At 55.3% G+C, this 23,696-nt stretch carries 16 protein-coding genes, 1 tRNA gene and 2 rRNA genes; 8 read left to right on the forward strand and 11 right to left on the reverse strand.

What is annotated here, in order from left to right; translation table 11 throughout:
- Positions 1 to 50 precede the first annotated feature (50 nt).
- From FY206_RS24400 to FY206_RS24410, 3 genes are all read right to left on the reverse strand, one after another.
- A 23S ribosomal RNA gene (locus tag FY206_RS24400) occupies positions 51 to 2,955 on the reverse strand.
- A gap of 183 nt (positions 2,956 to 3,138) precedes the next feature.
- A tRNA-Glu gene (locus tag FY206_RS24405) sits at positions 3,139 to 3,214 on the reverse strand.
- 85 nt (positions 3,215 to 3,299) lie between these two features.
- A 16S ribosomal RNA gene (locus FY206_RS24410) occupies positions 3,300 to 4,841 on the reverse strand.
- Together the 16S and 23S rRNA genes with 1 tRNA gene alongside form the textbook arrangement of a ribosomal RNA operon.
- Positions 4,842 to 5,294: 453 nt before the next feature.
- Here FY206_RS24410 and FY206_RS24415 point away from each other — a divergent pair.
- Both FY206_RS24415 and mdtD read left to right on the forward strand, forming a co-directional pair.
- Positions 5,295 to 6,002: a FadR/GntR family transcriptional regulator gene (locus FY206_RS24415; RefSeq protein ID WP_032644290.1), complete on the forward strand. Its 708-nt coding sequence runs from the start codon at positions 5,295 to 5,297 to the stop codon at positions 6,000 to 6,002.
- The gene (gene mdtD / locus FY206_RS24420; RefSeq protein ID WP_032644289.1) at positions 5,999 to 7,432 is read left to right on the forward strand and encodes a multidrug transporter subunit MdtD; all 1,434 of its coding nucleotides are present in this window, start codon (positions 5,999 to 6,001) and stop codon (positions 7,430 to 7,432) included. Before FY206_RS24415 ends, mdtD begins: the two co-directional genes overlap by 4 nt.
- Here the strand turns inward: mdtD and rbsR are convergent.
- The 7 genes from rbsR to kup form a co-directional block, all read right to left on the reverse strand.
- Complete coding sequence (rbsR, locus tag FY206_RS24425; RefSeq protein ID WP_072265588.1) at positions 7,398 to 8,390, reverse strand: ribose operon transcriptional repressor RbsR; 993 nt, start codon at positions 8,388 to 8,390, stop codon at positions 7,398 to 7,400. The genes mdtD and rbsR overlap by 35 nt on opposite strands.
- Positions 8,391 to 8,393: 3 nt before the next feature.
- Positions 8,394 to 9,323 (reverse strand): ribokinase, encoded by a 930-nt coding sequence (rbsK, locus tag FY206_RS24430; RefSeq protein WP_032644515.1) that lies wholly within the window; start codon positions 9,321 to 9,323, stop codon positions 8,394 to 8,396.
- Positions 9,324 to 9,429: 106 nt separating this feature from the next.
- The gene (gene rbsB, locus FY206_RS24435; protein ID WP_032644286.1) at positions 9,430 to 10,320 is read right to left on the reverse strand and encodes a ribose ABC transporter substrate-binding protein RbsB; all 891 of its coding nucleotides are present in this window, start codon (positions 10,318 to 10,320) and stop codon (positions 9,430 to 9,432) included.
- A gap of 27 nt (positions 10,321 to 10,347) precedes the next feature.
- On the reverse strand, positions 10,348 to 11,313 hold the full coding sequence (rbsC, locus tag FY206_RS24440) for a ribose ABC transporter permease (protein ID WP_006808742.1): 966 nt from the start codon (positions 11,311 to 11,313) through the stop codon (positions 10,348 to 10,350).
- Positions 11,314 to 11,317: 4 nt separating this feature from the next.
- Positions 11,318 to 12,823, reverse strand: a complete 1,506-nt coding sequence (gene rbsA, locus FY206_RS24445; protein ID WP_032644284.1) for a ribose ABC transporter ATP-binding protein RbsA — start codon at positions 12,821 to 12,823, stop codon at positions 11,318 to 11,320.
- 7 nt (positions 12,824 to 12,830) lie between these two features.
- Complete coding sequence (gene rbsD / locus FY206_RS24450; RefSeq protein ID WP_032644283.1) at positions 12,831 to 13,250, reverse strand: D-ribose pyranase; 420 nt, start codon at positions 13,248 to 13,250, stop codon at positions 12,831 to 12,833.
- A gap of 225 nt (positions 13,251 to 13,475) precedes the next feature.
- Positions 13,476 to 15,344, reverse strand: a complete 1,869-nt coding sequence (kup, locus tag FY206_RS24455) for a low affinity potassium transporter Kup (protein WP_032644282.1) — start codon at positions 15,342 to 15,344, stop codon at positions 13,476 to 13,478.
- 221 nt (positions 15,345 to 15,565) lie between these two features.
- Here kup and ravA point away from each other — a divergent pair, with 221 nt between their 5' ends.
- Both ravA and viaA read left to right on the forward strand, forming a co-directional pair.
- Positions 15,566 to 17,062 carry an ATPase RavA gene (gene ravA / locus FY206_RS24460; protein WP_032644280.1) on the forward strand — a complete coding sequence of 499 codons (1,497 nt, stop codon included), beginning with the start codon at positions 15,566 to 15,568 and terminating at the stop codon, positions 17,060 to 17,062.
- Complete coding sequence (gene viaA / locus FY206_RS24465) at positions 17,056 to 18,507, forward strand: ATPase RavA stimulator ViaA (protein ID WP_032644279.1); 1,452 nt, start codon at positions 17,056 to 17,058, stop codon at positions 18,505 to 18,507. Before ravA ends, viaA begins: the two co-directional genes overlap by 7 nt.
- Here viaA and asnA read toward each other — a convergent pair whose 3' ends face one another.
- On the reverse strand, positions 18,508 to 19,500 hold the full coding sequence (gene asnA, locus FY206_RS24470; protein ID WP_032644278.1) for an aspartate--ammonia ligase: 993 nt from the start codon (positions 19,498 to 19,500) through the stop codon (positions 18,508 to 18,510).
- 151 nt (positions 19,501 to 19,651) lie between these two features.
- Here asnA and asnC point away from each other — a divergent pair, with 151 nt between their 5' ends.
- The 4 genes from asnC to rsmG all read left to right on the forward strand — a co-directional run bounded on the left by asnC (position 19,652) and on the right by rsmG (position 23,645).
- Positions 19,652 to 20,110 (forward strand): transcriptional regulator AsnC, encoded by a 459-nt coding sequence (gene asnC, locus FY206_RS24475; protein WP_032644277.1) that lies wholly within the window; start codon positions 19,652 to 19,654, stop codon positions 20,108 to 20,110.
- A 90-nt stretch (positions 20,111 to 20,200) separates the two neighbouring features.
- Positions 20,201 to 20,650: an FMN-binding protein MioC gene (gene mioC / locus FY206_RS24480; protein WP_032644276.1), complete on the forward strand. Its 450-nt coding sequence runs from the start codon at positions 20,201 to 20,203 to the stop codon at positions 20,648 to 20,650.
- A 374-nt stretch (positions 20,651 to 21,024) separates the two neighbouring features.
- Positions 21,025 to 22,914: a tRNA uridine-5-carboxymethylaminomethyl(34) synthesis enzyme MnmG gene (mnmG, locus tag FY206_RS24485; protein ID WP_032644275.1), complete on the forward strand. Its 1,890-nt coding sequence runs from the start codon at positions 21,025 to 21,027 to the stop codon at positions 22,912 to 22,914.
- A 107-nt stretch (positions 22,915 to 23,021) separates the two neighbouring features.
- Positions 23,022 to 23,645, forward strand: a complete 624-nt coding sequence (gene rsmG / locus FY206_RS24490) for a 16S rRNA (guanine(527)-N(7))-methyltransferase RsmG (RefSeq protein WP_032644274.1) — start codon at positions 23,022 to 23,024, stop codon at positions 23,643 to 23,645.
- The last annotated feature ends 51 nt before the right edge of the window (positions 23,646 to 23,696 follow it).

The following is a 23,696-nucleotide window of genomic DNA, read 5'->3' on the forward strand; positions in this document are numbered from 1 at the left end:
AAGCTGAAATCTGATTGTCTGTCTCACCGCCGAAACAGCTTCGGCGTTGTAAGGTTAAGCCTCACGGTTCATTAGTATCGGTTAGCTCAACGCATCGCTGCGCTTACACACCCGACCTATCAACGTCGTCGTCTTCAACGTTCCTTCAGGACCCTTAAAGGGTCAGGGAGAACTCATCTCGGGGCAAGTTTCGTGCTTAGATGCTTTCAGCACTTATCTTTTCCGCATTTAGCTACCGGGCAGTGCCATTGGCATGACAACCCGAACACCAGTGATGCGTCCACTCCGGTCCTCTCGTACTAGGAGCAGCCCCCCTCAATTCTCCAGCGCCCACGGCAGATAGGGACCGAACTGTCTCACGACGTTCTAAACCCAGCTCGCGTACCACTTTAAATGGCGAACAGCCATACCCTTGGGACCTACTTCAGCCCCAGGATGTGATGAGCCGACATCGAGGTGCCAAACACCGCCGTCGATATGAACTCTTGGGCGGTATCAGCCTGTTATCCCCGGAGTACCTTTTATCCGTTGAGCGATGGCCCTTCCATTCAGAACCACCGGATCACTATGACCTGCTTTCGCACCTGCTCGAGCCGTCACTCTCGCAGTCAAGCTAGCTTATGCCATTGCACTAACCTCCTGATGTCCGACCAGGATTAGCTAACCTTCGTGCTCCTCCGTTACTCTTTGGGAGGAGACCGCCCCAGTCAAACTACCCACCAGACACTGTCCGCAACCCGGATCACGGGTCTACGTTAGAACACCAGCCATTAAAGGGTGGTATTTCAAGGACGGCTCCACGCAGACTGGCGTCCACGCTTCAAAGCCTCCCACCTATCCTACACATCAAGGACCAGTGTTCAGTGTCAAGCTATAGTAAAGGTTCACGGGGTCTTTCCGTCTTGCCGCGGGTACACTGCATCTTCACAGCGAGTTCAATTTCACTGAGTCTCGGGTGGAGACAGCCTGGCCATCATTACGCCATTCGTGCAGGTCGGAACTTACCCGACAAGGAATTTCGCTACCTTAGGACCGTTATAGTTACGGCCGCCGTTTACCGGGGCTTCGATCAAGAGCTTCGCGTTGCCGCTAACCCCATCAATTAACCTTCCGGCACCGGGCAGGCGTCACACCGTATACGTCCACTTTCGTGTTTGCACAGTGCTGTGTTTTTAATAAACAGTTGCAGCCAGCTGGTATCTTCGACTGATTTCAGCTCCACCCGCAGGGGCTTCACCTACATATCAGCGTGCCTTCTCCCGAAGTTACGGCACCATTTTGCCTAGTTCCTTCACCCGAGTTCTCTCAAGCGCCTTGGTATTCTCTACCTGACCACCTGTGTCGGTTTGGGGTACGATTTCGTGTTACCTGATGCTTAGAGGCTTTTCCTGGAAGCAGGGCATTTGTTACTTCAGCACCGTAGTGCCTCGTCATCACACCTCAGCGTTAAAAGGTACCGGATTTACCTGGAACCTCCGCCTACATGCTTAAACCGGGACAACCGTCGCCCGGCTAACATAGCCTTCTCCGTCCCCCCTTCGCAGCAACACCAAGTACAGGAATATTAACCTGTTTCCCATCGACTACGCCTTTCGGCCTCGCCTTAGGGGTCGACTCACCCTGCCCCGATTAACGTTGGACAGGAACCCTTGGTCTTCCGGCGAGCGGGCTTTTCACCCGCTTTATCGTTACTTATGTCAGCATTCGCACTTCTGATACCTCCAGCAACCCTCACAGGCCACCTTCAACGGCTTACAGAACGCTCCCCTACCCAACAACGCATAAGCGTCGCTGCCGCAGCTTCGGTGCATGGTTTAGCCCCGTTACATCTTCCGCGCAGGCCGACTCGACCAGTGAGCTATTACGCTTTCTTTAAATGATGGCTGCTTCTAAGCCAACATCCTGGCTGTCTGTGCCTTCCCACATCGTTTCCCACTTAACCATGACTTTGGGACCTTAGCTGGCGGTCTGGGTTGTTTCCCTCTTCACGACGGACGTTAGCACCCGCCGTGTGTCTCCCGTGATAACATTCTTCGGTATTCGTAGTTTGCATCGGGTTGGTAAGCCGGGATGGCCCCCTAGCCGAAACAGTGCTCTACCCCCGAAGATGAGTTCACGAGGCGCTACCTAAATAGCTTTCGGGGAGAACCAGCTATCTCCCGGTTTGATTGGCCTTTCACCCCCAGCCACAAGTCATCCGCTAATTTTTCAACATTAGTCGGTTCGGTCCTCCAGTTAGTGTTACCCAACCTTCAACCTGCCCATGGCTAGATCACCGGGTTTCGGGTCTATACCCTGCAACTTAACGCCCAGTTAAGACTCGGTTTCCCTTCGGCTCCCCTATACGGTTAACCTTGCTACAGAATATAAGTCGCTGACCCATTATACAAAAGGTACGCAGTCACACCACGAAGGTGCTCCCACTGCTTGTACGTACACGGTTTCAGGTTCTTTTTCACTCCCCTCGCCGGGGTTCTTTTCGCCTTTCCCTCACGGTACTGGTTCACTATCGGTCAGTCAGGAGTATTTAGCCTTGGAGGATGGTCCCCCCATATTCAGACAGGATACCACGTGTCCCGCCCTACTCTTCGAGTTCACAACCTGTGTGCTTTCGTGTACGGGACTGTCACCCTGTACCGTGCGACTTTCCAGACGCTTCCACTAACACACAAGCTGATTCAGACTCTGGGCTGCTCCCCGTTCGCTCGCCGCTACTGGGGGAATCTCGGTTGATTTCTTTTCCTCGGGGTACTTAGATGTTTCAGTTCCCCCGGTTCGCCTCGTTAACCTATGTATTCAGTTAACGATAGTGTGTCGGAACACACTGGGTTTCCCCATTCGGACATCGCCGGGTCAAAGGTTCATATCACCTCGCCGGCGCTTTTCGCAGATTAGCACGTCCTTCATCGCCTCTGACTGCCAGGGCATCCACCGTGTACGCTTAGTCGCTTAACCTCACAACCCGAAGATGTTTCACTTCATGATTGCGAAAATTTGAGAGACTCGAACACACATAAAATGTGTGTCGTTTCAATTTTCAGCTTGATCCAGATTTTTAAAGAGCAAATATCTCAAACAAGACTCGTAAGTCTGTTTTGAGATATGACGGCAGGTGACTTTCACTCACGAACCAGCAAGTGGCGTCCCCTAGGGGATTCGAACCCCTGTTACCGCCGTGAAAGGGCGGTGTCCTGGGCCTCTAGACGAAGGGGACACTGAAGTCTCAATCGCAAGACGCCTTGCTATTTACTTTTCATCAGACAATCTGTGTGAGCACTGCAAAGGCAGGTTCTTTAAGGTAAGGAGGTGATCCAACCGCAGGTTCCCCTACGGTTACCTTGTTACGACTTCACCCCAGTCATGAATCACAAAGTGGTAAGCGCCCTCCCGAAGGTTAAGCTACCTACTTCTTTTGCAACCCACTCCCATGGTGTGACGGGCGGTGTGTACAAGGCCCGGGAACGTATTCACCGTAGCATTCTGATCTACGATTACTAGCGATTCCGACTTCATGGAGTCGAGTTGCAGACTCCAATCCGGACTACGACGCACTTTATGAGGTCCGCTTGCTCTCGCGAGGTCGCTTCTCTTTGTATGCGCCATTGTAGCACGTGTGTAGCCCTACTCGTAAGGGCCATGATGACTTGACGTCATCCCCACCTTCCTCCAGTTTATCACTGGCAGTCTCCTTTGAGTTCCCGGCCTAACCGCTGGCAACAAAGGATAAGGGTTGCGCTCGTTGCGGGACTTAACCCAACATTTCACAACACGAGCTGACGACAGCCATGCAGCACCTGTCTCAGAGTTCCCGAAGGCACCAATCCATCTCTGGAAAGTTCTCTGGATGTCAAGAGTAGGTAAGGTTCTTCGCGTTGCATCGAATTAAACCACATGCTCCACCGCTTGTGCGGGCCCCCGTCAATTCATTTGAGTTTTAACCTTGCGGCCGTACTCCCCAGGCGGTCGACTTAACGCGTTAGCTCCGGAAGCCACGCCTCAAGGGCACAACCTCCAAGTCGACATCGTTTACGGCGTGGACTACCAGGGTATCTAATCCTGTTTGCTCCCCACGCTTTCGCACCTGAGCGTCAGTCTTTGTCCAGGGGGCCGCCTTCGCCACCGGTATTCCTCCAGATCTCTACGCATTTCACCGCTACACCTGGAATTCTACCCCCCTCTACAAGACTCTAGCCTGCCAGTTTCGAATGCAGTTCCCAGGTTGAGCCCGGGGATTTCACATCCGACTTGACAGACCGCCTGCGTGCGCTTTACGCCCAGTAATTCCGATTAACGCTTGCACCCTCCGTATTACCGCGGCTGCTGGCACGGAGTTAGCCGGTGCTTCTTCTGCGGGTAACGTCAATTGCTGAGGTTATTAGCCTCAACACCTTCCTCCCCGCTGAAAGTACTTTACAACCCGAAGGCCTTCTTCATACACGCGGCATGGCTGCATCAGGCTTGCGCCCATTGTGCAATATTCCCCACTGCTGCCTCCCGTAGGAGTCTGGACCGTGTCTCAGTTCCAGTGTGGCTGGTCATCCTCTCAGACCAGCTAGGGATCGTCGCCTAGGTGAGCCGTTACCCCACCTACTAGCTAATCCCATCTGGGCACATCTGATGGCAAGAGGCCCGAAGGTCCCCCTCTTTGGTCTTGCGACGTTATGCGGTATTAGCTACCGTTTCCAGTAGTTATCCCCCTCCATCAGGCAGTTTCCCAGACATTACTCACCCGTCCGCCGCTCGTCACCCGAGGAGCAAGCTCCTCTGTGCTACCGCTCGACTTGCATGTGTTAGGCCTGCCGCCAGCGTTCAATCTGAGCCATGATCAAACTCTTCAATTTAAGTTTGATGCTCGTGAATTAAACTTCGTAATGAATTACGTATGTTCACTCAGAGACTTGGTATTCATTTATTGTCCGAAGACATTAAGAATCCATGTCACTTTGAGTGCCCACACAGATTGTCTGATAAATTGTTAAAGAGCAGTGCCGCTTCGTTTTCGCTGCGGCGCGGGGTGTGCATATTACGCTTTCCCGCTTCAGAGTCAAGCGTTTATTTTCGCTTTTCTCTGCTGACCCGGCGGCTTGCGTGCCGTTGTTCCGTGTCAGTGGAGGCGCATTATAGGGAGTTATTCTGACGTGACAAGAGGAAATTTAAAAAAAGTTTCTATCCGCGTTTTTTTTCACCAACAGCGATGAAATCAAGCTACAAATTGTTCTATTTGATGTATCTGCAACCATAATCACATTCGAGGTGGCATAATTATCAGCATGAATCTTTAAGGAATGAACGCGATGCCATTAAGCGCACAACAGCTGGCCGCCCAAAAAAACCTGTCGTATGTGCTGGCAGAAAAGCTGGCTCAGCGGATTTTAGCGGGTAAATATGCCCCGGGTAGTATCCTGCCGGGCGAAATGGAGCTGGGTGAGCAGTTTGGGGTGAGCCGTACCGCCGTGCGTGAAGCGGTGAAAACCCTGACGGCAAAAGGTATGGTGCTTCCACGTCCTCGTATTGGCACACGCGTGATGCCACAGAGTAACTGGAATTTTCTCGATCAGGAGCTGCTCTCCTGGTGGATGACGGAAGATAACTTTCATCAGGTTGTCGATCACTTTCTGGTGATGCGCAGCAGCCTTGAACCTCAGGCATGTCTGCTTGCCGCCACGCTAGGAACGGCAGAACAAAAAGCGCAGCTTAACGCGTTGATGGAAGAGATGGTGTTCCTGAAAAAAAACTTCAACCGCGAACGCTGGGTTGAGGTCGATATGGCCTGGCATGAACATATCTATATGATGAGCGCCAATCCGTTCCTCACCTCTTTTGCCTCTTTATTTCATTCGGTGTATCACACCTACTTTACCTCTATTACGCACAACGAAGTGGTAAAACTGGATTTGCATCAGGCGATAGTGGATGCCATTCAGGAAAGCGACGGGCAGCGAGCCCTGAGTGCGTGCCAGGCATTGCTGGCCGCGCCCACCCACCAGCAGGTAAATAAATGACAAAGAAAAAAGCGCGCAGCATGGCAGGATTGCCGTGGATTGCGGCCATGGCGTTTTTTATGCAGGCACTGGATGCCACCATCCTCAACACCGCCCTCCCCGCTATTGCGCAAAGCCTCAACCGCTCCCCGCTGGCGATGCAGTCCGCCATCATCAGCTACACCCTGACGGTCGCCATGCTGATCCCGGTCAGCGGCTGGCTGGCCGACCGCTTCGGCACCCGCAGAATTTTCATGCTGGCCGTGACGCTCTTTACGCTCGGTTCGCTGGCCTGCGCGCTCTCCTCATCCTTAACGGAGCTGGTTATCTTCCGCGTATTACAGGGCATTGGCGGCGCGATGATGATGCCGGTGGCGCGCCTTGCCTTGCTGCGAGCCTATCCCAGAAGCGAATTGCTTCCCGTGCTCAACTTCGTCACCATGCCGGGTCTTGTCGGCCCGATACTTGGCCCGGTACTCGGCGGCGTGTTTGTCACCTGGGCAAGCTGGCACTGGATCTTCCTGATTAATATTCCGATTGGCGTTGCGGGCCTACTGTATGCCCGCAAATATATGCCGAACTTCACCACGCCAAGACGCAGCTTCGACATGGGCGGCTTTTTCCTGTTTGGCCTGAGCCTGGTGTTATTCTCAAGCGGGATGGAGCTGTTTGGCGAGAAGATCGTCGCGACGTGGTTGGCGCTCTCCGTTATCCTCGCCGGGATTCTGTTATTCCTTCTTTATATACGTCACGCGCGCCGTCACCCTACGCCGTTAATCTCCCTGGGGCTCTTTAATACCCGAACGTTTTCCGTTGGGATTGCAGGCAACATTGCGTCTCGTCTGGGAACGGGTTGTGTACCGTTCCTGATGCCGTTAATGCTGCAGGTGGGTTTCGGCTACCCGGCCCTGATCGCTGGCTGCATGATGGCGCCCACGGCAATGGGCTCGATTCTGGCAAAATCCACCGTTACGCAGGTGCTGCGCTGGTTTGGCTATCGTAAGACGCTGGTTGGCGTGACGGTCTTTATCGGTCTGATGATCGCGCAGTTCTCGCTGCAATCCGCGGCGTTACCCGTCTGGATGCTGATCCTGCCGCTGTTTGTGTTGGGCATGGCAATGTCGACGCAGTTCACGTCGATGAACACCATCACCCTTGCCGATCTGACCGACGAAAACGCCAGCAGCGGCAACAGCGTGCTGGCGGTAACGCAGCAGCTGTCGATCAGTTTAGGGGTTGCCGTGAGTGCAGCGGTGCTGCGCTTTTATGAGGGTTTTGACAGCGCCAATACCGTTGAGCAGTTCCACTATACCTTTATCACCATGGGCGCGCTTACCGTGGTATCGGCGCTGGTCTTTATGCTGCTTAAACCGAAAGACGGACGAAACCTGATTAAAGAGCGCCACAAAGAGAAGGCTAAACCGAACCCCGTTCCATCAGAACAGGAGTAAGCTGCAGGCGCTGCTGTTGCAGCGTGGGCTGCGCCATACGGTGGATCAGCACATCGATGGCCAGCTCGCCCAGTTCATCTTTCGGCTGATGAATGGTGGTCAGCGGCGGCGTCATGTAACGGGCAAGTTCGATATCATCGTAGCCAATCACCGCCATATCGTCCGGCACGCGTAGCCCCGCCTGATACAGCGCCTGATAGGCACCAAACGCCATCGCATCGTTACCAATAAAAACCGCCTGCGGACGCTGCGCCTGCGTCAGGAGTGTCTGCATTGCCTCGAAGCCACCGTTAAATTCAAAGTCGCCGGTAATCCGGTAGCCATCAGGAATGGCGAGCCCCGCTCGCTCCATGGCGGAGAGATACCCTTCCAGACGCAAACGCGCCGGGGTTTTATCCAGCGGGCCGGTAATACAGGCGATGCGGGTATAGCCTTTATCAATCAGATACTGAGTCGCCATATCACCGCCCAGCAGGGAGTTATCCTGAATGAGATCGCTGGTTCCGTCGAACGGCGCCCAGTCCATCATCACGGTGGGGATCGAAGGGTAGCGCTGAATAATCTCTTTCGAAGGCTGGTGCGTTTCGGTACAAAGCAGCAGTAGCCCGTCGACGCGTTTTTGCATCAGCGTTTCCAGGTTACGGTTCATGCGCTGCTCGTCCCCTTCGGTATTGCACAGCACCAGGCTGTAGCCGCGCTCGAAGCAGCTGCGCTCCACGCCGCGAACCAGTTCTGAATAAAAGGGGTTGGTACTGGCGGTGATCAGCATGCCGATGGTGCGCGTCTGGTTGAGCTTAAGGCTGCGCGCCAGCGCTGACGGCGCATAGTTGAGATCTTTTACCGCGGCTTCAACTTTCTCCCGAATCGCCTCGCTGACGAAGCGATCGTTGTTAATAACGTGAGAGACCGTCGAGGTAGAAACGCCCGCCATGCGGGCGACATCTTTCATTGTGGCCAAGCGTTACCCCTGCTGACTTAAGAATTCATCAATCTCTTTACGCCACGGAACGGAAGGCTGAGCGCCCTTGCGCGTCACCGCAATCGCGGCGGCAGCGTGCGCGAAGCGGATAGCGTCATCCATTCTCTTGCCTTCCAGCAGCGCGGTCACCAGTGCACCATTGAAAGTATCTCCCGCTGCGATGGTGTCAATCGCTTTGACCTTAAAGCCCGGCACGCGGCGGCCTTCGCCATTGACGCTTGCCCACACCCCACGGCTACCCAGGGTAATAATCACGGTACCGATGCCCTTATCGTGCAGTGCACGCGCGGCTCGTGCGGCATCGTCATCATTTTCAACGCGAATGCCCGTCAGCTTTTCCGCTTCGGTTTCGTTTGGCGTAATGATGTCCACCAGCGCCAGCAGCTCGTCTGATAATACACGCGCAGGGGCCGGGTTAAGTACGACAGTGGTATGATTTTCATGCGCAATTTTGGCGGCGGCCAGCACGCTTTCAACGGGTGACTCCAGCTGCATCAGCAGGGCTTCGGCTTCGCCGATGATTGCACGCTGCGCTTCAACGCGATCCGTCGTCAGCGCGGCGTTAGCGCCAGCATGAATACCGATGACATTCTCACCTTCAGCGTTAACGAAAATCAGCGCCACGCCGGTAGATTCCCCTGCCACAACGCTGACCGGTGCGATATCAATGTTGTCGCTCGCCAGCTGTTTACGTACGCGCTCGCCGGTATCGTCATCACCCGTGCAGGCGATAAACGCAATATTCGCCCCGCTGCGACCGGCAGCGACGGCCTGGTTTGCGCCTTTACCGCCAAATGCAACCTGATACTGATTACCGGTGACGGTTTCGCCCGGGGTAGGGAAGGTTTCAAGGTTAAGAATGTGATCGGCATTGATACTGCCAAGGACGACGAGATTGCCTGCGGTTTTCATGGTTGGGTTGTCCATCTGAGAGCGCCACCGGTGTTACCCGGTGGCGTATGCCACACTTTTCTTTATTGGTGTCCCTCAGGCAGCCAGCGACTGCCTGATTCGCCGTTTACTGCTTGATAACCAGCTTCAGGTCAACAGGGTATTTGGCCTGAACTTTTTCGCCCTTCAGCACTTTGTCGGCAGTTTCAACGCCAGTGGCGCCAATCTGCTCAGGCAGCTGAGCGATGGTCGCAGCCAGTTTGCCATCGTTTACCGCTTTTTCACCATCCGGCGTGCCGTCAAATCCGACAACCATCACATCAGATTTACCTGCGGTCTGCAGCGCACGCAGCGCGCCCAGCGCCATTTCGTCGTTCTGGGCGAAGACCGCCTGCACGTCTGGGTGTGCGGTCAGCAGGTTCTGCATGACGTTCAGGCCTTTAGTACGATCAAAATCTGCTGGCTGGCTGGCCAGCACGTTGAATTTGTGTGCAGCCACGGCCTGCTGGAAGCCTTCACCACGCTCGCGCGCGGCGGACGTACCGGCAATCCCCTGCAGTTCGATAACTTTCGCGCCTTCACCGGCTTTCTTCGCGATGTAATCACCGGCGATTTTGCCGCCCAGCACGTTATCAGAGGCAATGTGGCTGACCACGTCACCTTTAGACGCCTGACGGTCCAGGGTGATGACCGGGATCTTCGCCTGGTTTGCCATCTTCACAGCGTTACCTACGGCGTCAGAGTCGGTTGGGTTGATCAGCAGAATCTTGGTGCCGCGAACGGTTAGGTCCTGAACGTTAGCCAGCTCTTTCGCCGGGTTGTTCTGGGAATCCAGCACCACCAGGTTGTAGCCCAGTTTGTCCGCTTCTTTCTGCGCACCGTCCTTCAGGGAGACGAAGAACGGGTTGTTCAGGGTAGAGACAACCAGCGCGATGGTATCTTTCGCCATGGCGTTAGCACTTACGGTTGCGCTCAGCGCGACAGCGGAAACCAGGGTAGCCAGTTTTTTCATGTTCATATCTAAGATGTCCTGTAGTGTCGTCAGTTACTGTTTTTTGTTGTCTACCAGTACCGCCAGCAAAATCACCACTGCCTTAACGATCATCTGGTAATAGGAGGAAACACCTAACAAATTCAAACCATTATTCAGGAAACCGAGAATCAGTGCGCCGATCAATGTCCCAACAATGCGACCTTTACCGCCCGCGAGACTCGTACCGCCCAGAACCACTGCCGCGATAGCATCCAGCTCATACCCCGTACCCGCCGTCGGCTGCGCGGAAGAAAGACGCGCCACTTCGATGATACCGGCCAGTGACGCCAGCAGGCCGCACAGGGAGTAAACGATAATTTTGACTTTATTAACGCTGATACCGGACAGGCGCGTTGCCGCTTCGTTACCGCCCAGCGCATAGATATAGCGGCCCAGACGGGTGTGGTGAAGCATGTACCACGCCGCCAGGAAGACGATAGCCATGATCCAGACCGGCGTCGGAACGCCCAGCGGGCGACCGATACCGAACCAGCCAAACAGATCCGCGTTATCGGTAAAGCCGGTGTTGACCGGGCTACCGTTGGTGTAAACCATGGTCACACCGCGCAGCAGCAGCATCATCACCAGCGTGGCGATAAACGCCTGAACGCGGCCTTTTGCCACAATCACGCCGGTGACGGCGCCAATCGCCGCACCTGCAGCCAAGGCAGCGGCAACCGCCACCAGCGCGTTGACTTCAATGCCGACAATCGAAGCGGCGATCGCGCCGGTGAGCGCCAGCAGGGAACCGACGGACAGATCGATACCCGAGGTCAAAATCACCAGCGTCATGCCGACCGCCATAATGGCGTTCACCGACGTTTGCTGCAGAATGTTGAACAGGTTATTCACGGTGAAAAAGTTCGGGCTCATGGTCGACACAATCGCGATCAGCACCAGCAGGGCAATCAGCGATTTTTGCTCCATCAGCCACGCCTTTGTGAAATAGCGGCGACCAGAAACAGCCTGGGTAGTCATCTTCTTACTCCTGATTCACGCGATTAAGCTTGCCCACAGCGGCAGCCATCAGAACTTCCTGGGTGGCCTGCTCGCGAGTGAATTCACCGCCGAGATGCCCTTCATGCATGACGATAATGCGATCGCTCATGCCTAATACTTCTGGCATCTCGGAAGAGACCAGAATGATGCTCAGACCGTCGGCCTTGAACTGGTTAATCAGCTGATAGATCTCTTTCTTCGCCCCCACGTCCACGCCGCGGGTGGGCTCGTCGAGGATCAGCACTTTCGGGCGAGTCATCAGCCCGCGGGCAATCGCCACTTTCTGCTGATTGCCGCCGGACAGCAGGCCAATAGCCTGCTCCATCGACGGGGTTTTGACGTTAAAGAGGCGGATAAAATCGCTGACCGCTTGCTGCTCGTCTTTGTGCTTCAGGCTGCCGCCGCTATGGCTGAAATAGCGCAGCGCGGTCAGGGACATGTTCTCTTTCACCGACATGCCGAGCACCAGGCCGTCGCGCTTGCGGTCTTCAGAAATGTAGACGATGCCGTTCGCCAGACCATCCTGCGGGGAGCGGGTTACCACTTCATGACCGTCGAGGGTGACATAGCCGCTGGTGCGCGGCAGCGCGCCGTACAGCACTTTCATCAGCTCGGTACGTCCCGCGCCCATCAGGCCCGCCACGCCGAGGATCTCGCCCTGACGCAGGGTAAAGGTCACGTCGTTCACGCCCGGGCCGCAGAGGTTATCCACCTTCAGGCGGATCTCGCCAGGCAGCTTATCCAGATGCGGGTACTGATCTTCGAGCTTACGTCCCACCATCATTTCGATGAGCGTATCTTCGGTCAGCGTGGCCACTTCGCGCTCGGCAATAAACTGCCCGTCGCGGAATACGGTGACGTCGTCGCAGATTTCGAAGATCTCTTTCATGCGGTGAGAGATATAGACAATTCCGCGCCCCTGCGACTTCAGCTCGCGGATCACGCGGAACAGGGATTCGGTTTCGGTATCGGTTAGGGCGTCGGTCGGTTCATCCATGATGATGACTTTGGACTCAAAGCTCAGCACCTTCGCGATTTCCACCATCTGCTGGTCGCCAATGGAGAGATCGCCGACCAGGCGGTCGCTCTTAAAGCGCAGGTTCAGCTTCGCCAGCAGCTTGTCGGCCTCGGCATACATGGTTTTCCAGTCGATTTTGCCGAAGCGGTTCACGAATTCACGGCCGAGGAAGATGTTCTCCGCAATGGTAAGCTGCGGGATCAGGTTCAGCTCCTGGTGAATAATCCCGATTCCGGCTTCCTGAGAGGATTTCGGGCCAGTAAAGGTGGTCTCTTTACCCAGCCAGACAAGGGAACCCGCATCCCGTTGGTAGATACCGGTCAGCACCTTCATCATGGTGGATTTGCCGGCACCGTTTTCGCCCACCAGCGCCATCACGCGCCCGGGGTAGACGTTCAGCGCCGCGCCGGAGAGGGCTTTTACGCCCGGGAACGACTTATCGATCCCTTTGAGTTGCAGTAATGCGTCCATGATGGCCTCAGAAGGTGACGCCAGCACAGAGAATGATATTCGCATACGGGGAACACTCCCCGCTGCGAATCACCGCCTGACTGTCTGCGGTTTGTTGTTTGAATTGTTCGTGCGTCGTGTAACGAATTTCGATGGTGTTTCCCTGGTGTTGTTGCAGTTGCTCAAGGTGGCTGAGCAACGTTTCGTGGAGTTGCGGATTATGTTGTTTGATTTCCGCCGCGAGAATGGCCTTCTCAACCTGCATCTCCGCGGTAACGACTTCCAGTACCTGCATAAACGAGGGAACGCCCTGCGTTAACGCCATATCAATACGGGTTGTGCTGCGCGGAACCGGTAAGCCTGCATCGCAAACCACCAGCGAATCGGTATGCCCAAGACGGGAAATAACCGATGAGATTTCTGAGTTGAGTACAGTGCCTTTCTTCATTTTCTTGCTCCACTAGCGAAACGTTTCGCTAAAAGTAGTGTAGCGCCAGAAATGTTCAGAAAACCATCACGACGTAACAGATTTGTGATCGACGTCGAAACGTTTCGCTAAGTGAAATGGAGGGGAGGTAAATGCAAAACGGTAACCGTCAGGTTACCGTTTTTATGTTTGCGCCCTCTCCCTGTGGGAGAGGGTCAGTGTGAGGGCATCAGGCCGCTCAAAGACTTAGATCTCGACCTGCGTTCCCAGCTCAATCACGCGGTTAGGCGGGATCTCAAACTGGTCAGGCGCGCGCAGGGCGTTACGCTGCAGGATGAGGTACAGCTTGCCGCGCAGGCGCAGATACCACGGTCGCTTGCCGATGATCAGCGACTCGTGCGACATAAAGAACGATGTCTCCATCATGCGGCAGCTCAGCCCTTCCAGGCCGCAGCGGTGGAACACCTCTTCCACGTTCGGTGTTTCACGCCAGCCGTAGCTTGCCACCACGCGCCAGAAGGTCGGAGAAAGCTGCTCAATCTGAACGCGACGCACGTTGTGAACGTAAGGTGCATCTTCGGTGCGCAGCGTCAGCAGGATCACGCGCTCGTGCAGGACCTTGTTATGCTTGAGGTTATGCATCAGCGCAAACGGGATCACGTTCAGCGCGCGAGACATGTACACCGCGGTGCCCGGCACGCGGACCGGCGGGGATTTTTCCAGAGAAGCGATCATCGCCTCCAGAGAGTTCCCGTGCTCGTGCATGCGGCGCAGCAGGCGGAAACGCTCGCTTTTCCAGGTGGTCATAACGATGAACATCACCAGACCGAGCGTCAACGGCAGCCAGCCGCCGGAAACAATCTTGTCGAGGTTCGCAGAGAACAGCGGCACGTCGATGCACAGGAAGCCCACCAGAATCATCGCCACAAGGAACTTATTCCAGTGCCAGTTTCGGTACGCCACCGTGGTGGAAAGAATCGATGTCAGCACCATCGTACCGGTTACCGCAATACCGTACGCCGCCGCCAGGTTGCTGGAGTGCTCGAAGCTGACGATGACAATCACCACCGCAAAATAGAGCAGCCAGTTAACGAACGGGATGTAGATCTGGCCCGACTCCATCTCAGAGGTATGGATGATGCGCATCGGTGAGAGATAACCCAGACGCACGGCCTGACGCGTCAGAGAAAACACCCCGGAAATCACCGCCTGAGAGGCAATAACGGTCGCCAGCGTCGCCAGGATCAGCATCGGCACCAGCGCCCAGTCGGGTGCCAGCAGGAAAAACGGGTTCTTAATCGCTTCCGGGTTCTTGAGCAGCAGCGCGCCCTGGCCGAAGTAGTTCAGCACCAGCGACGGCAGCACCACGATAAACCATGCCACGCGGATAGGCAGTTTCCCGAAGTGGCCCATGTCTGCATACAGCGCTTCCACACCGGTGATGGAGAGCACGACGGCACCCAGCGCCACGAAGGAGACCACTTTATATTCGAGGAAGAAATGCACGGCCCAGTAAGGGTTTAGCGCATGCAGCACTTCCGGGTTGGCGATAATGCTGCGCAAGCCAAGCGCCGCCAGGATCAGGAACCAGGCCAGCATAATCGGCGCAAACAGTTTGCCCACCAGCCCCGTACCGTGCTTCTGGATCGCAAACAGCAGCGTCAGCACGATTATTGCCAGCGGGACGACCCACGTATCAAGCTGCGGTGCGATAATCTCCAGTCCCTCAATCGCCGAGAGGACCGAAATCGCGGGCGTTATCACCACCTCTCCGTAGAAGAAACTGCCGCCAATCAGGCCGATAATCACCAGTACTGAGGTCATTCTGGCCGAGGTATTGCGTCCGGCAAGGGACATCAGGGTCAGGATCCCACCTTCACCTGCGTTATCAGCACGCATAACGAAGGAAAGGTATTTAACGGAAACCACCAGGATCAGCAGCCAGAAAATGAGGGACAGGAAGCCAAACACGGCATCGCGTTCAACACCAAAACCAAACTGGCCGGACAGACATTCACGAAGCGTATAAAGCGGGCTGGTGCCGATATCACCGTAGACAACCCCGATCGCCGCAAGCGTTATTGCGGGTAATGATTGCTTATTATCAGTGCTCATAGACTAGTCTTTTCGTTTAAATAACAAATGTGTTCCTGTCCCTTGGCCCACAAAAAGCGCACAGTATGCACGATTCATCGCAAAATCGTACCCCTAAATGCAACCGCATTAATGTAGCGCAAAGAGAATTGCGCCGCACTTCAGTCTATTACCAGCCCTGACTGAAACGTCTATACTCGCTTCAACTGGCCGCCACGACGGCGAAAGGATGCAAAACTATTATGGCTCACTCACATTTATTAGCAGAAAGAATTTCCCGCCTCAGCAGCGCGCTGGAGAAAGGCCTGTTCGAGCGTAGCCACGCCATTCGCCTCTGTTTACTGGCGGCGTTGAGCGGTGAAAGCGTGTTTCTGCTTGGGCCGCCGGGCATCGCCAAAAGCCTGATTGCCCGCAGGCTTAAGTTCGCTTTTCAGAATGCCCGCGCGTTTGAATATCTGATGACCCGCTTCTCCACTCCCGAAGAGGTTTTCGGCCCTCTTTCCATTCAGGCGCTGAAAGATGAAGGGCGCTACGAGCGTTTGACGGCGGGGTATCTGCCTGAGGCTGAAATTGTCTTTCTTGATGAGATCTGGAAAGCCGGCCCGGCGATTCTTAATACCCTGCTTACGGCAATTAACGAACGCCGGTTTCGCAACGGGGCCAGCGAAGAAAAAATCCCGATGCGCCTGCTGGTGGCCGCGTCAAACGAACTGCCCGAAGCCGACAGCAGCCTGGAAGCGCTGTATGACCGTATGCTGATCCGCCTGTGGCTCGATAAAGTCCAGGACAAGTCCAACTTCCGCTCTATGCTGGTCAGCCAGCAGGATGAGAACGAAAACCCGGTTGCGGCTTCTCTGCAGGTGACGGACGAGGAGTATCACCAGTGGCAGGAAGAGATCGGCAAAATTAAACTGCCCGATGCCGTTTTTGAACTGATCTTCATGCTGCGCCAGCAGCTTGATTTACTCCCTTCCGCACCGTACGTCTCTGACCGTCGCTGGAAAAAAGCGATTCGCCTGCTGCAGGCAAGCGCCCTGTTCAGCGGTCGTGATGCCGTAGCCCCTATCGATCTGATCCTCCTCAAAGATTGCCTGTGGCATGACGCAGAAGGCATGAACCTGATGCAGCAGCAGCTGGACGTTTTGATGACCGGACACGCGTGGGGCCAGCAGTCTATGCTGAACCAGCTGGGTGCAATTACCCAGCGCCGGATCCAGCTTCAGCAGCAGCAAAGTGATAAAACGGCGCTGAAAGTGAATCGTCTTGGGGGTATGTTCGCCCGCAAACCGCACTACGAGCTTCCTGCGGATCTGACCGGAACGACGCTAACGCTGCTGCTCCAGCAGCCGCTCAAGCTGCACGATATGCAGGTGGTACACATTACGGTTGAGCGCGAGGCGCTGTCCCAGTGGCTCGACAAAGGCGGCGAGATCCGCGGCAAGCTCAACGGGATCGGCTTTGCGCAGCCGCTGACGATGGAAGTGGACAGCAGCCAGCACCTGGTGATCCGCGACGTCAGCCTGCAGGGCTCGCGTCTTGCGCTTCCCGGCACCGCCTCTGACAGCGTGCCGGAAGAGATCAAACAGCAGCTGGACGCGCTGGATACCGAATGGCACCAGCAGCACACCCGCTTTAGCGAGCAGCAAAAATGCCTCTTTATTCATAGCGACTGGTTAGGTCGCATCGAAGCCAGCCTGCAGGACGTCAGCGCGCAGATCAAACAGGCGCGTCAATGCTAACGCTGGATACGCTCAACGTCATGCTGGCCGTCAGCGAGGAGGGGTTGATCGAAGAAGTGGTCATTACCCTTCTGGCGTCGCCGCAGCTGGCGGCGTTTTTTGAAAAATTCCCGAAGCTCAAAAAGGCGATGACCGACGATCTCCCGCGCTGGCGCGAAAATCTGCGACAGCGATTTAAAGAGACTGAAGTTCCGCCGGAGCTGACGGAGGAAGTCTCGGCCTATCAGCAGTGCCAGCGGCTCTCCACGACGCAGTTTATCGTCCAGCTCCCGCAAACTCTGGCGCTGCTCGACAACGTCCACTCTCCGTTTGCCGGCCAGGCCCGAGCGCTGGTTACGGATAACGCCACCTTTACTCCCGCCCTGCACACCCTCTTTTTACAGCGCTGGCGCCTCAGCCTGGTGGTTCAGGCCACGACGCTAAACCAGCAGCTGCTGGACGAAGAGCGCGAGCAGCTGCTCAGTGAAGTACAGGAACGTATGACCCTGAGCGGCCAGCTTGAGCAGGTGCTGGTGGAAAATGAAAACGCCGCGGGTCGTCTCTGGGACATGAGCGCCGGTCAGCTCCGACGCGGGGATTACCAGCTGATCGTCAAATACGGCGATTTTCTGGCGCAGCAGCCGGAGCTGATGAAGCTTGCTGAACAGCTGGGGCGCTCAAGGGAGGCAAAATCGGTTCCAAAGAAGGATGCCCCGATGGAAACCTTCCGCACCCTGGTACGCGAACCGGCTACCGTGCCGGAGCAGGTCGACGGGCTCCAGCAGAGCGATGACATTCTGCGCCTGCTGCCCACCGAGTTAAGCACGCTGGGCATGACCGAGCTGGAGTATGAGTTCTACCGACGGCTGGTGGAAAAACAGCTTCTCACCTACCGGCTGCACGGCGAAGCCTGGCGCGAGAAGCTGAGCCAGCGTCCGGTCGTCCATCAGGATTTTGATGAACAGCCGCGCGGGCCGTTTATTGTGTGCGTGGATACGTCCGGATCGATGGGCGGGTTTAACGAGCAGTGCGCGAAGGCGTTTTGCCTGGCACTGATGCGCGTGGCGCTCGCCGACCGCCGTCGCTGCTTCATCATGCTGTTCTCCAGCGAGGTGGTGGGCTATGAGCTGACGAACCAGCAGGGTATCGAGCAGGCAATCCGCTTCCTGAGCCAGCGTTTTCGCGGCGGCACGGATCTGGCCAGCTGCTTTCGCAGCATTGTGGAGCGTATGCAGGGCGGCGACTGGTACGACGCCGACGCGGTGGTGATTTCCGATTTTATTGCCCAGCGGCTGCCGGATGACGTGGTGAATAAGGTGAAGGAATTACAGCGCGTGCATCAGCACCGTTTCCATGCGGTGGCGATGTCCGCCCATGGAAAACCCGGCATCATGCGCATCTTCGATCATATCTGGCGCTTTGATACCGGGCTGCGTAGCCGCCTGCTCAGACGCTGGCAGCGTTAATTACAGAAGAGAGCCGACGCTTTCGCGTACCTGCTGCGGCCAGACGCCACACTGAACCTGACCGATATGGGGTAATTGCAGGAGCAGCATGGTCAGGCGGGACTGGCCGATACCGCCACCAATCGTCTGCGGCATTTCCCCACGCAGCAGCGCCTGGTGCCACTCTAGTTTGAGGCGATCTTCATCGCCGGTGGTCGACAGCTGGCGCTTCAGCGCGTCGGCATCCACGCGGATCCCCATAGAAGAAAGCTCAAATGCGTCTTCCAGTACCGGGTTCCAGACCAGAATATCGCCGTTCAGCCCGGCAAATTCCCCCTCGCCCGCAGTGCTCCAGTCATCATAATCCGGCGCACGAACGTCGTGGCGTTTACCGTCAGAAAGCTTCCCGCCGATACCGATCAGGAACACGGCTCCTAATTCTTTGGCGATCGCACGCTCACGCCCTTTGGCGTCCAGATCCGGGAAGCGGGTCAGCAATTCCTGGCTATGAACAAAGTGGATCGTTTCCGGCAGGAACGGTGCCAGACCAAACTCTTCGCTTACGGCCGCTTCGGTTGCTTTGATCCCGGCGTAGATCGCCTCAACGGTGGACTTCAGCGTACCGACGTGACGCTCACCATCCCCCATCACGCGCTCCCAGTCCCACTGGTCGACGTAAACAGAGTGAATAGGTGAGAGGCGATCTTCATCGGGGCGAAGGGCTTTCATGTGCGTGTAAAGCCCTTCGCCCGCGCTGAAGTCGTGTTGTCCCAGGGTTTGACGCTTCCACTTCGCCAGGGAATGAACCACTTCGAACTGGGCGTCTGGCAGTGTTTTCACTTTCACCTGCACCGCTTTTTCGCATCCAGACAGGTTATCCTGGGTCCCGTCACCCACGCGGCTAAGAATCGGAGCCTGAACTTCAATCAGCCCAAGCTTCTCTTCCAGCTGGCGGGAAAAATGGGATTTTACGAAACTGATCTGGCGTTGTTTTGCGATGTAAACGGTTTTCATTATTTATACTCCTGCGTCCTGTTGCTATTGATTAAGCAACAGAAATGGCACCTTATTCAATAACACATCAACAAAAAGCCACCTTCAGTTTTGATTCGATAAAATAGAGCGCTAGAATAGAGTGATTCATTAATCTTTATAAGAAAAAGCTATGGAAAATTATCAGATCGACAATCTCGACCGAGGCATTCTGAAGGCGTTGATGGCGAATGCCCGTACCGCCTACGCCGAACTGGCAAAACAGTTTGGCGTCAGCCCGGGGACCATTCACGTTCGCGTAGAGAAAATGAAGCAGGCGGGCATCATTACCGGCGCGCGCATAGACGTCAGCCCTAAACATCTGGGTTATGACGTCTGTTGCTTCATCGGCATCATTCTAAAAAGCGCCAAAGACTACCCTTCCGCCCTGGCAAAGCTGAACGCGCTGGATGAAGTCACCGAGGCTTATTACACCACCGGGCATTACAGCATCTTTATTAAAGTCATGTGCCGATCCATCGACGCGCTCCAGCAGGTACTTATCAACAAGATCCAAACAATCGATGAAATTCAGTCCACCGAGACGCTGATCTCCCTGCAAAACCCGATCATGCGTACCATCCGCCCGTGATTGGGCAAATTCATTCCCACATTTTCCACAGGTAGATCCCAGCTCGTTCACAGCGTACAATGGCCGTCTCTTTATCTGGGCGAGCGATCAATGGCGGACATTACCCTTATCAGCGGCAGCACCCTTGGTGGTGCGGAATACGTTGCGGAACACCTGGCTGAAAAGCTGGAAGATGCAGGCTTTTCTACAGAGACACTGCACGGACCGTTGCTTGAAGATCTCCCGACTGACGGGGTCTGGCTGCTGATCACCTCCACGCACGGCGCAGGCGATCTCCCCGATAACCTGCAACCTTTATATGACGAACTGCTGGAACAGCAGCCTGACCTGTCAAACGTCCGTTTTGGCGCGGTGGGGATCGGCAGTCGTGAATATGACACCTTTTGCGGTGCAATAGAGAAAGTTGAAGCAGCTGTCTCCTCTTGTGGAGCAAAACAGCTGGGTGAAACGCTCAAGATCAACATCCTCGATCATGACATTCCGGAGGATCCAGCCGAGATCTGGCTCGCGGAATGGAAAAATTTACTCAAAAACGATTAAAGATCGCGCGATCAGATGTGGATAACTCTGGTTAAAAGCTCGTATTAACCCGTAGTTATCCAAAGAACAACCGTAGCTTCGTTTATGAGCTGTGCATAAAGTCGCGATCTGATCCCAGCTTATACGGTCCAGGATCACCGATCATTCACAGCAAACGATCCTCTCTAACCCCATGATCTTCTTTATGAGATCGGACTTATCCACACAGGTTCGCGATCCTAATAAGAGATCACAATAGAACAGATCTCTAAATAAAAAGATCTTCTTTTTAATAGCCCAGGATCCCAATGCTTTCTCGAAAGACTAAAGTTGAGTAGAATCCACGGCCCGGGCTTCAATTCATTTTCATACCGCTTTACGCGAGGCAGACCACCATGTTTTATCAGGATCCTTTTGACGTCATCATCATTGGCGGGGGTCACGCAGGCACTGAGGCCGCAATGGCCGCAGCGCGTATGGGTCAGCAGACCCTGCTTTTGACACACAATATCGACACGCTGGGACAAATGTCCTGTAATCCGGCGATTGGCGGCATTGGGAAAGGACACCTGGTAAAAGAAGTGGATGCACTTGGCGGCCTGATGGCGAAAGCGATCGATCGGGCCGGCATCCAGTTTAGGATACTAAACGCAAGTAAGGGTCCCGCCGTGCGTGCGACCCGCGCGCAGGCAGACCGCGTGCTTTACCGTCAGGCGGTGCGCACCGCCCTGGAGAATCAGCCGAACCTGATGATCTTCCAGCAGGCGGTTGAAGATCTTATCGTTGAGAACGATCGCGTCGTGGGTGCCGTGACCCAGATGGGGCTCAAGTTCCGCGCGAAAGCCGTGGTGCTGACCGTAGGGACATTCCTGGACGGTAAAATTCATATCGGTCTGGATAACTACAGCGGTGGCCGTGCTGGCGATCCGCCGTCTATTCCACTGTCTCGTCGTCTGCGTGAACTGCCGCTGCGCGTCAGCCGCCTGAAAACCGGTACGCCGCCGCGTATTGACGCACGCACCATTGATTTCAGCGTGCTGGCGCAACAGCACGGCGATAACCCAATGCCGGTCTTCTCGTTTATGGGCAATGCGGCACAGCATCCGCAGCAGGTGCCGTGCTACATCACGCATACCAACGAGAAAACCCATGACGTGATCCGCAATAATCTCGATCGCAGCCCCATGTATGCTGGCGTGATCGAAGGGATCGGTCCGCGCTACTGCCCATCGATCGAAGACAAAGTGATGCGCTTTGCCGATCGTAACCAGCACCAGATCTTCCTGGAGCCGGAAGGGCTGACCTCAAACGAAATTTACCCGAACGGCATCTCCACCAGCCTGCCGTTCGACGTGCAGATGCAAATTGTTCGCTCTATGCAGGGGATGGAAAATGCGAAAATCGTCCGTCCTGGCTACGCTATTGAGTACGATTTCTTCGATCCGCGTGACCTGAAGCCAACCCTGGAGAGCAAATTCATCCACGGTCTGTTCTTCGCGGGGCAGATTAACGGTACTACCGGTTATGAAGAAGCGGCCGCGCAGGGTCTGCTGGCCGGTCTGAACGCCGCACGCTTCTCTGCTGAGAAAGAGGGCTGGGCACCGGCGCGTTCTCAGGCGTATCTGGGCGTGCTGGTTGACGATCTCTGCACGCTGGGTACCAAAGAACCGTACCGTATGTTTACTTCTCGCGCGGAATATCGCCTGATGCTGCGTGAAGACAACGCCGACCTGCGTCTGACCGAAATGGGCCGCGAGCTGGGTCTGGTCGATGACGAGCGCTGGGCGCGCTTCAACGAGAAGCTGGAACGCATTGAACAGGAACGTCAGCGTCTGAAAACCACCTGGGTGAATCCGCAGGCGGAAACCGCAGCAGAAGTAAACGCTCACTTAACAGCGCCGCTGTCGCGTGAAGCCAGTGGGGAAGATCTGCTGCGCCGTCCTGAAGTCACCTATGAGAACCTGGTCAAACTGACCGCGTTCGCGCCGGGTCTGGAAGACGCTGAAGCAGCCGAGCAGGTTGAGATCCAGGTCAAGTACGAAGGTTACATCGCACGTCAGCAGGATGAGATCGAAAAACAGCAGCGCAACGAAAACACGCTGCTGCCGGAAATGCTGGACTACCGTCAGGTCACGGGCCTTTCCAACGAAGTCATCGCCAAGCTCAACGATCACAAACCGGTGTCGATTGGCCAGGCGTCCCGCATCTCGGGCGTTACCCCTGCGGCGATTTCGATCCTGCTGGTCTGGCTGAAAAAGCAGGGCATGCTGCGCCGCAGCGCGTAATTGACATTGCTTTTGGCGGGTGGCGCTTCGCTTACCCGCCCTACTTATTCGTAGGCCCGGTAAGCGGCAGCGCCACCGGGCGAAAAATCTCTAAACAGGTATTCACCGTGCTCAACAAACTCTCTCGTCTGCTGGATCAGGCAGGTATTTCGCTCACCGATCACCAGAAAAATCAGCTGGTGGCCTATGTCGACATGCTGAACAAATGGAACAAAGCGTACAACCTGACGTCGGTACGCGACCCCAACGAGATGCTCGTTCGCCATATTCTCGACAGCATCGTGGTGGCGCCATATCTAAAAGGCGAACGTTTTATCGACGTGGGGACGGGCCCTGGTCTGCCGGGCGTTCCGCTGTCGATTGTTCGCCCTGAGAGCCATTTCACGCTGCTCGACAGCCTTGGCAAGCGCGTGCGCTTTTTACGTCAGGTCCAGCATGAGCTGAAGCTTGAGAACATCACGCCCGTGCAGAGTAGGGTAGAGGAATTCCCGGCAGAGCCGCCGTTCGACGGGGTTATCAGCCGCGCATTTGCGTCGCTCAACGATATGGTGAGCTGGTGCAAGCACTTACCTGCGAAAGATGGCCGCTTTTATGCGCTGAAAGGGCAGTTGCCAGGCGATGAAATTGAACAGCTTCCGGACGGTTTTGCCGTCGAGTCAATTGAGAAATTACAGATCCCTCAGCTCGAAGGTGAACGTCATCTGGTGATAATTAAGCCAAACAATTTTTAAAAAATTAATAAAAAATGTGGAATTCGTGCTGTTCTTATCATGTTAAAAAAC

Source organism: Enterobacter chengduensis, assembly GCF_001984825.2.
Classification (GTDB): domain Bacteria; phylum Pseudomonadota; class Gammaproteobacteria; order Enterobacterales; family Enterobacteriaceae; genus Enterobacter; species Enterobacter chengduensis.

Excerpts from the sequence above, each read along its gene's own strand:
- rbsA (WP_032644284.1), bottom strand. The coding sequence starts at position 12,823 with ATGGACGCATTACTGCAACTCAAAGGGATCGATAAGTCGTTCCCGGGC.
- viaA (WP_032644279.1), top strand. The coding sequence starts at position 17,056 with ATGCTAACGCTGGATACGCTCAACGTCATGCTGGCCGTCAGCGAGGAG.
- mioC (WP_032644276.1), top strand. The coding sequence starts at position 20,201 with ATGGCGGACATTACCCTTATCAGCGGCAGCACCCTTGGTGGTGCGGAA.
- mdtD (WP_032644289.1), top strand. The coding sequence starts at position 5,999 with ATGACAAAGAAAAAAGCGCGCAGCATGGCAGGATTGCCGTGGATTGCG.
- asnA (WP_032644278.1), bottom strand. The coding sequence starts at position 19,500 with ATGAAAACCGTTTACATCGCAAAACAACGCCAGATCAGTTTCGTAAAA.
- ravA (WP_032644280.1), top strand. The coding sequence starts at position 15,566 with ATGGCTCACTCACATTTATTAGCAGAAAGAATTTCCCGCCTCAGCAGC.
- mnmG (WP_032644275.1), top strand. The coding sequence starts at position 21,025 with ATGTTTTATCAGGATCCTTTTGACGTCATCATCATTGGCGGGGGTCAC.
- rbsB (WP_032644286.1), bottom strand. The coding sequence starts at position 10,320 with ATGAACATGAAAAAACTGGCTACCCTGGTTTCCGCTGTCGCGCTGAGC.
- rbsK (WP_032644515.1), bottom strand. The coding sequence starts at position 9,323 with ATGAAAACCGCAGGCAATCTCGTCGTCCTTGGCAGTATCAATGCCGAT.
- rbsD (WP_032644283.1), bottom strand. The coding sequence starts at position 13,250 with ATGAAGAAAGGCACTGTACTCAACTCAGAAATCTCATCGGTTATTTCC.
- asnC (WP_032644277.1), top strand. The coding sequence starts at position 19,652 with ATGGAAAATTATCAGATCGACAATCTCGACCGAGGCATTCTGAAGGCG.
- FY206_RS24415 (WP_032644290.1), top strand. The coding sequence starts at position 5,295 with ATGCCATTAAGCGCACAACAGCTGGCCGCCCAAAAAAACCTGTCGTAT.
- kup (WP_032644282.1), bottom strand. The coding sequence starts at position 15,344 with ATGAGCACTGATAATAAGCAATCATTACCCGCAATAACGCTTGCGGCG.
- rbsC (WP_006808742.1), bottom strand. The coding sequence starts at position 11,313 with ATGACTACCCAGGCTGTTTCTGGTCGCCGCTATTTCACAAAGGCGTGG.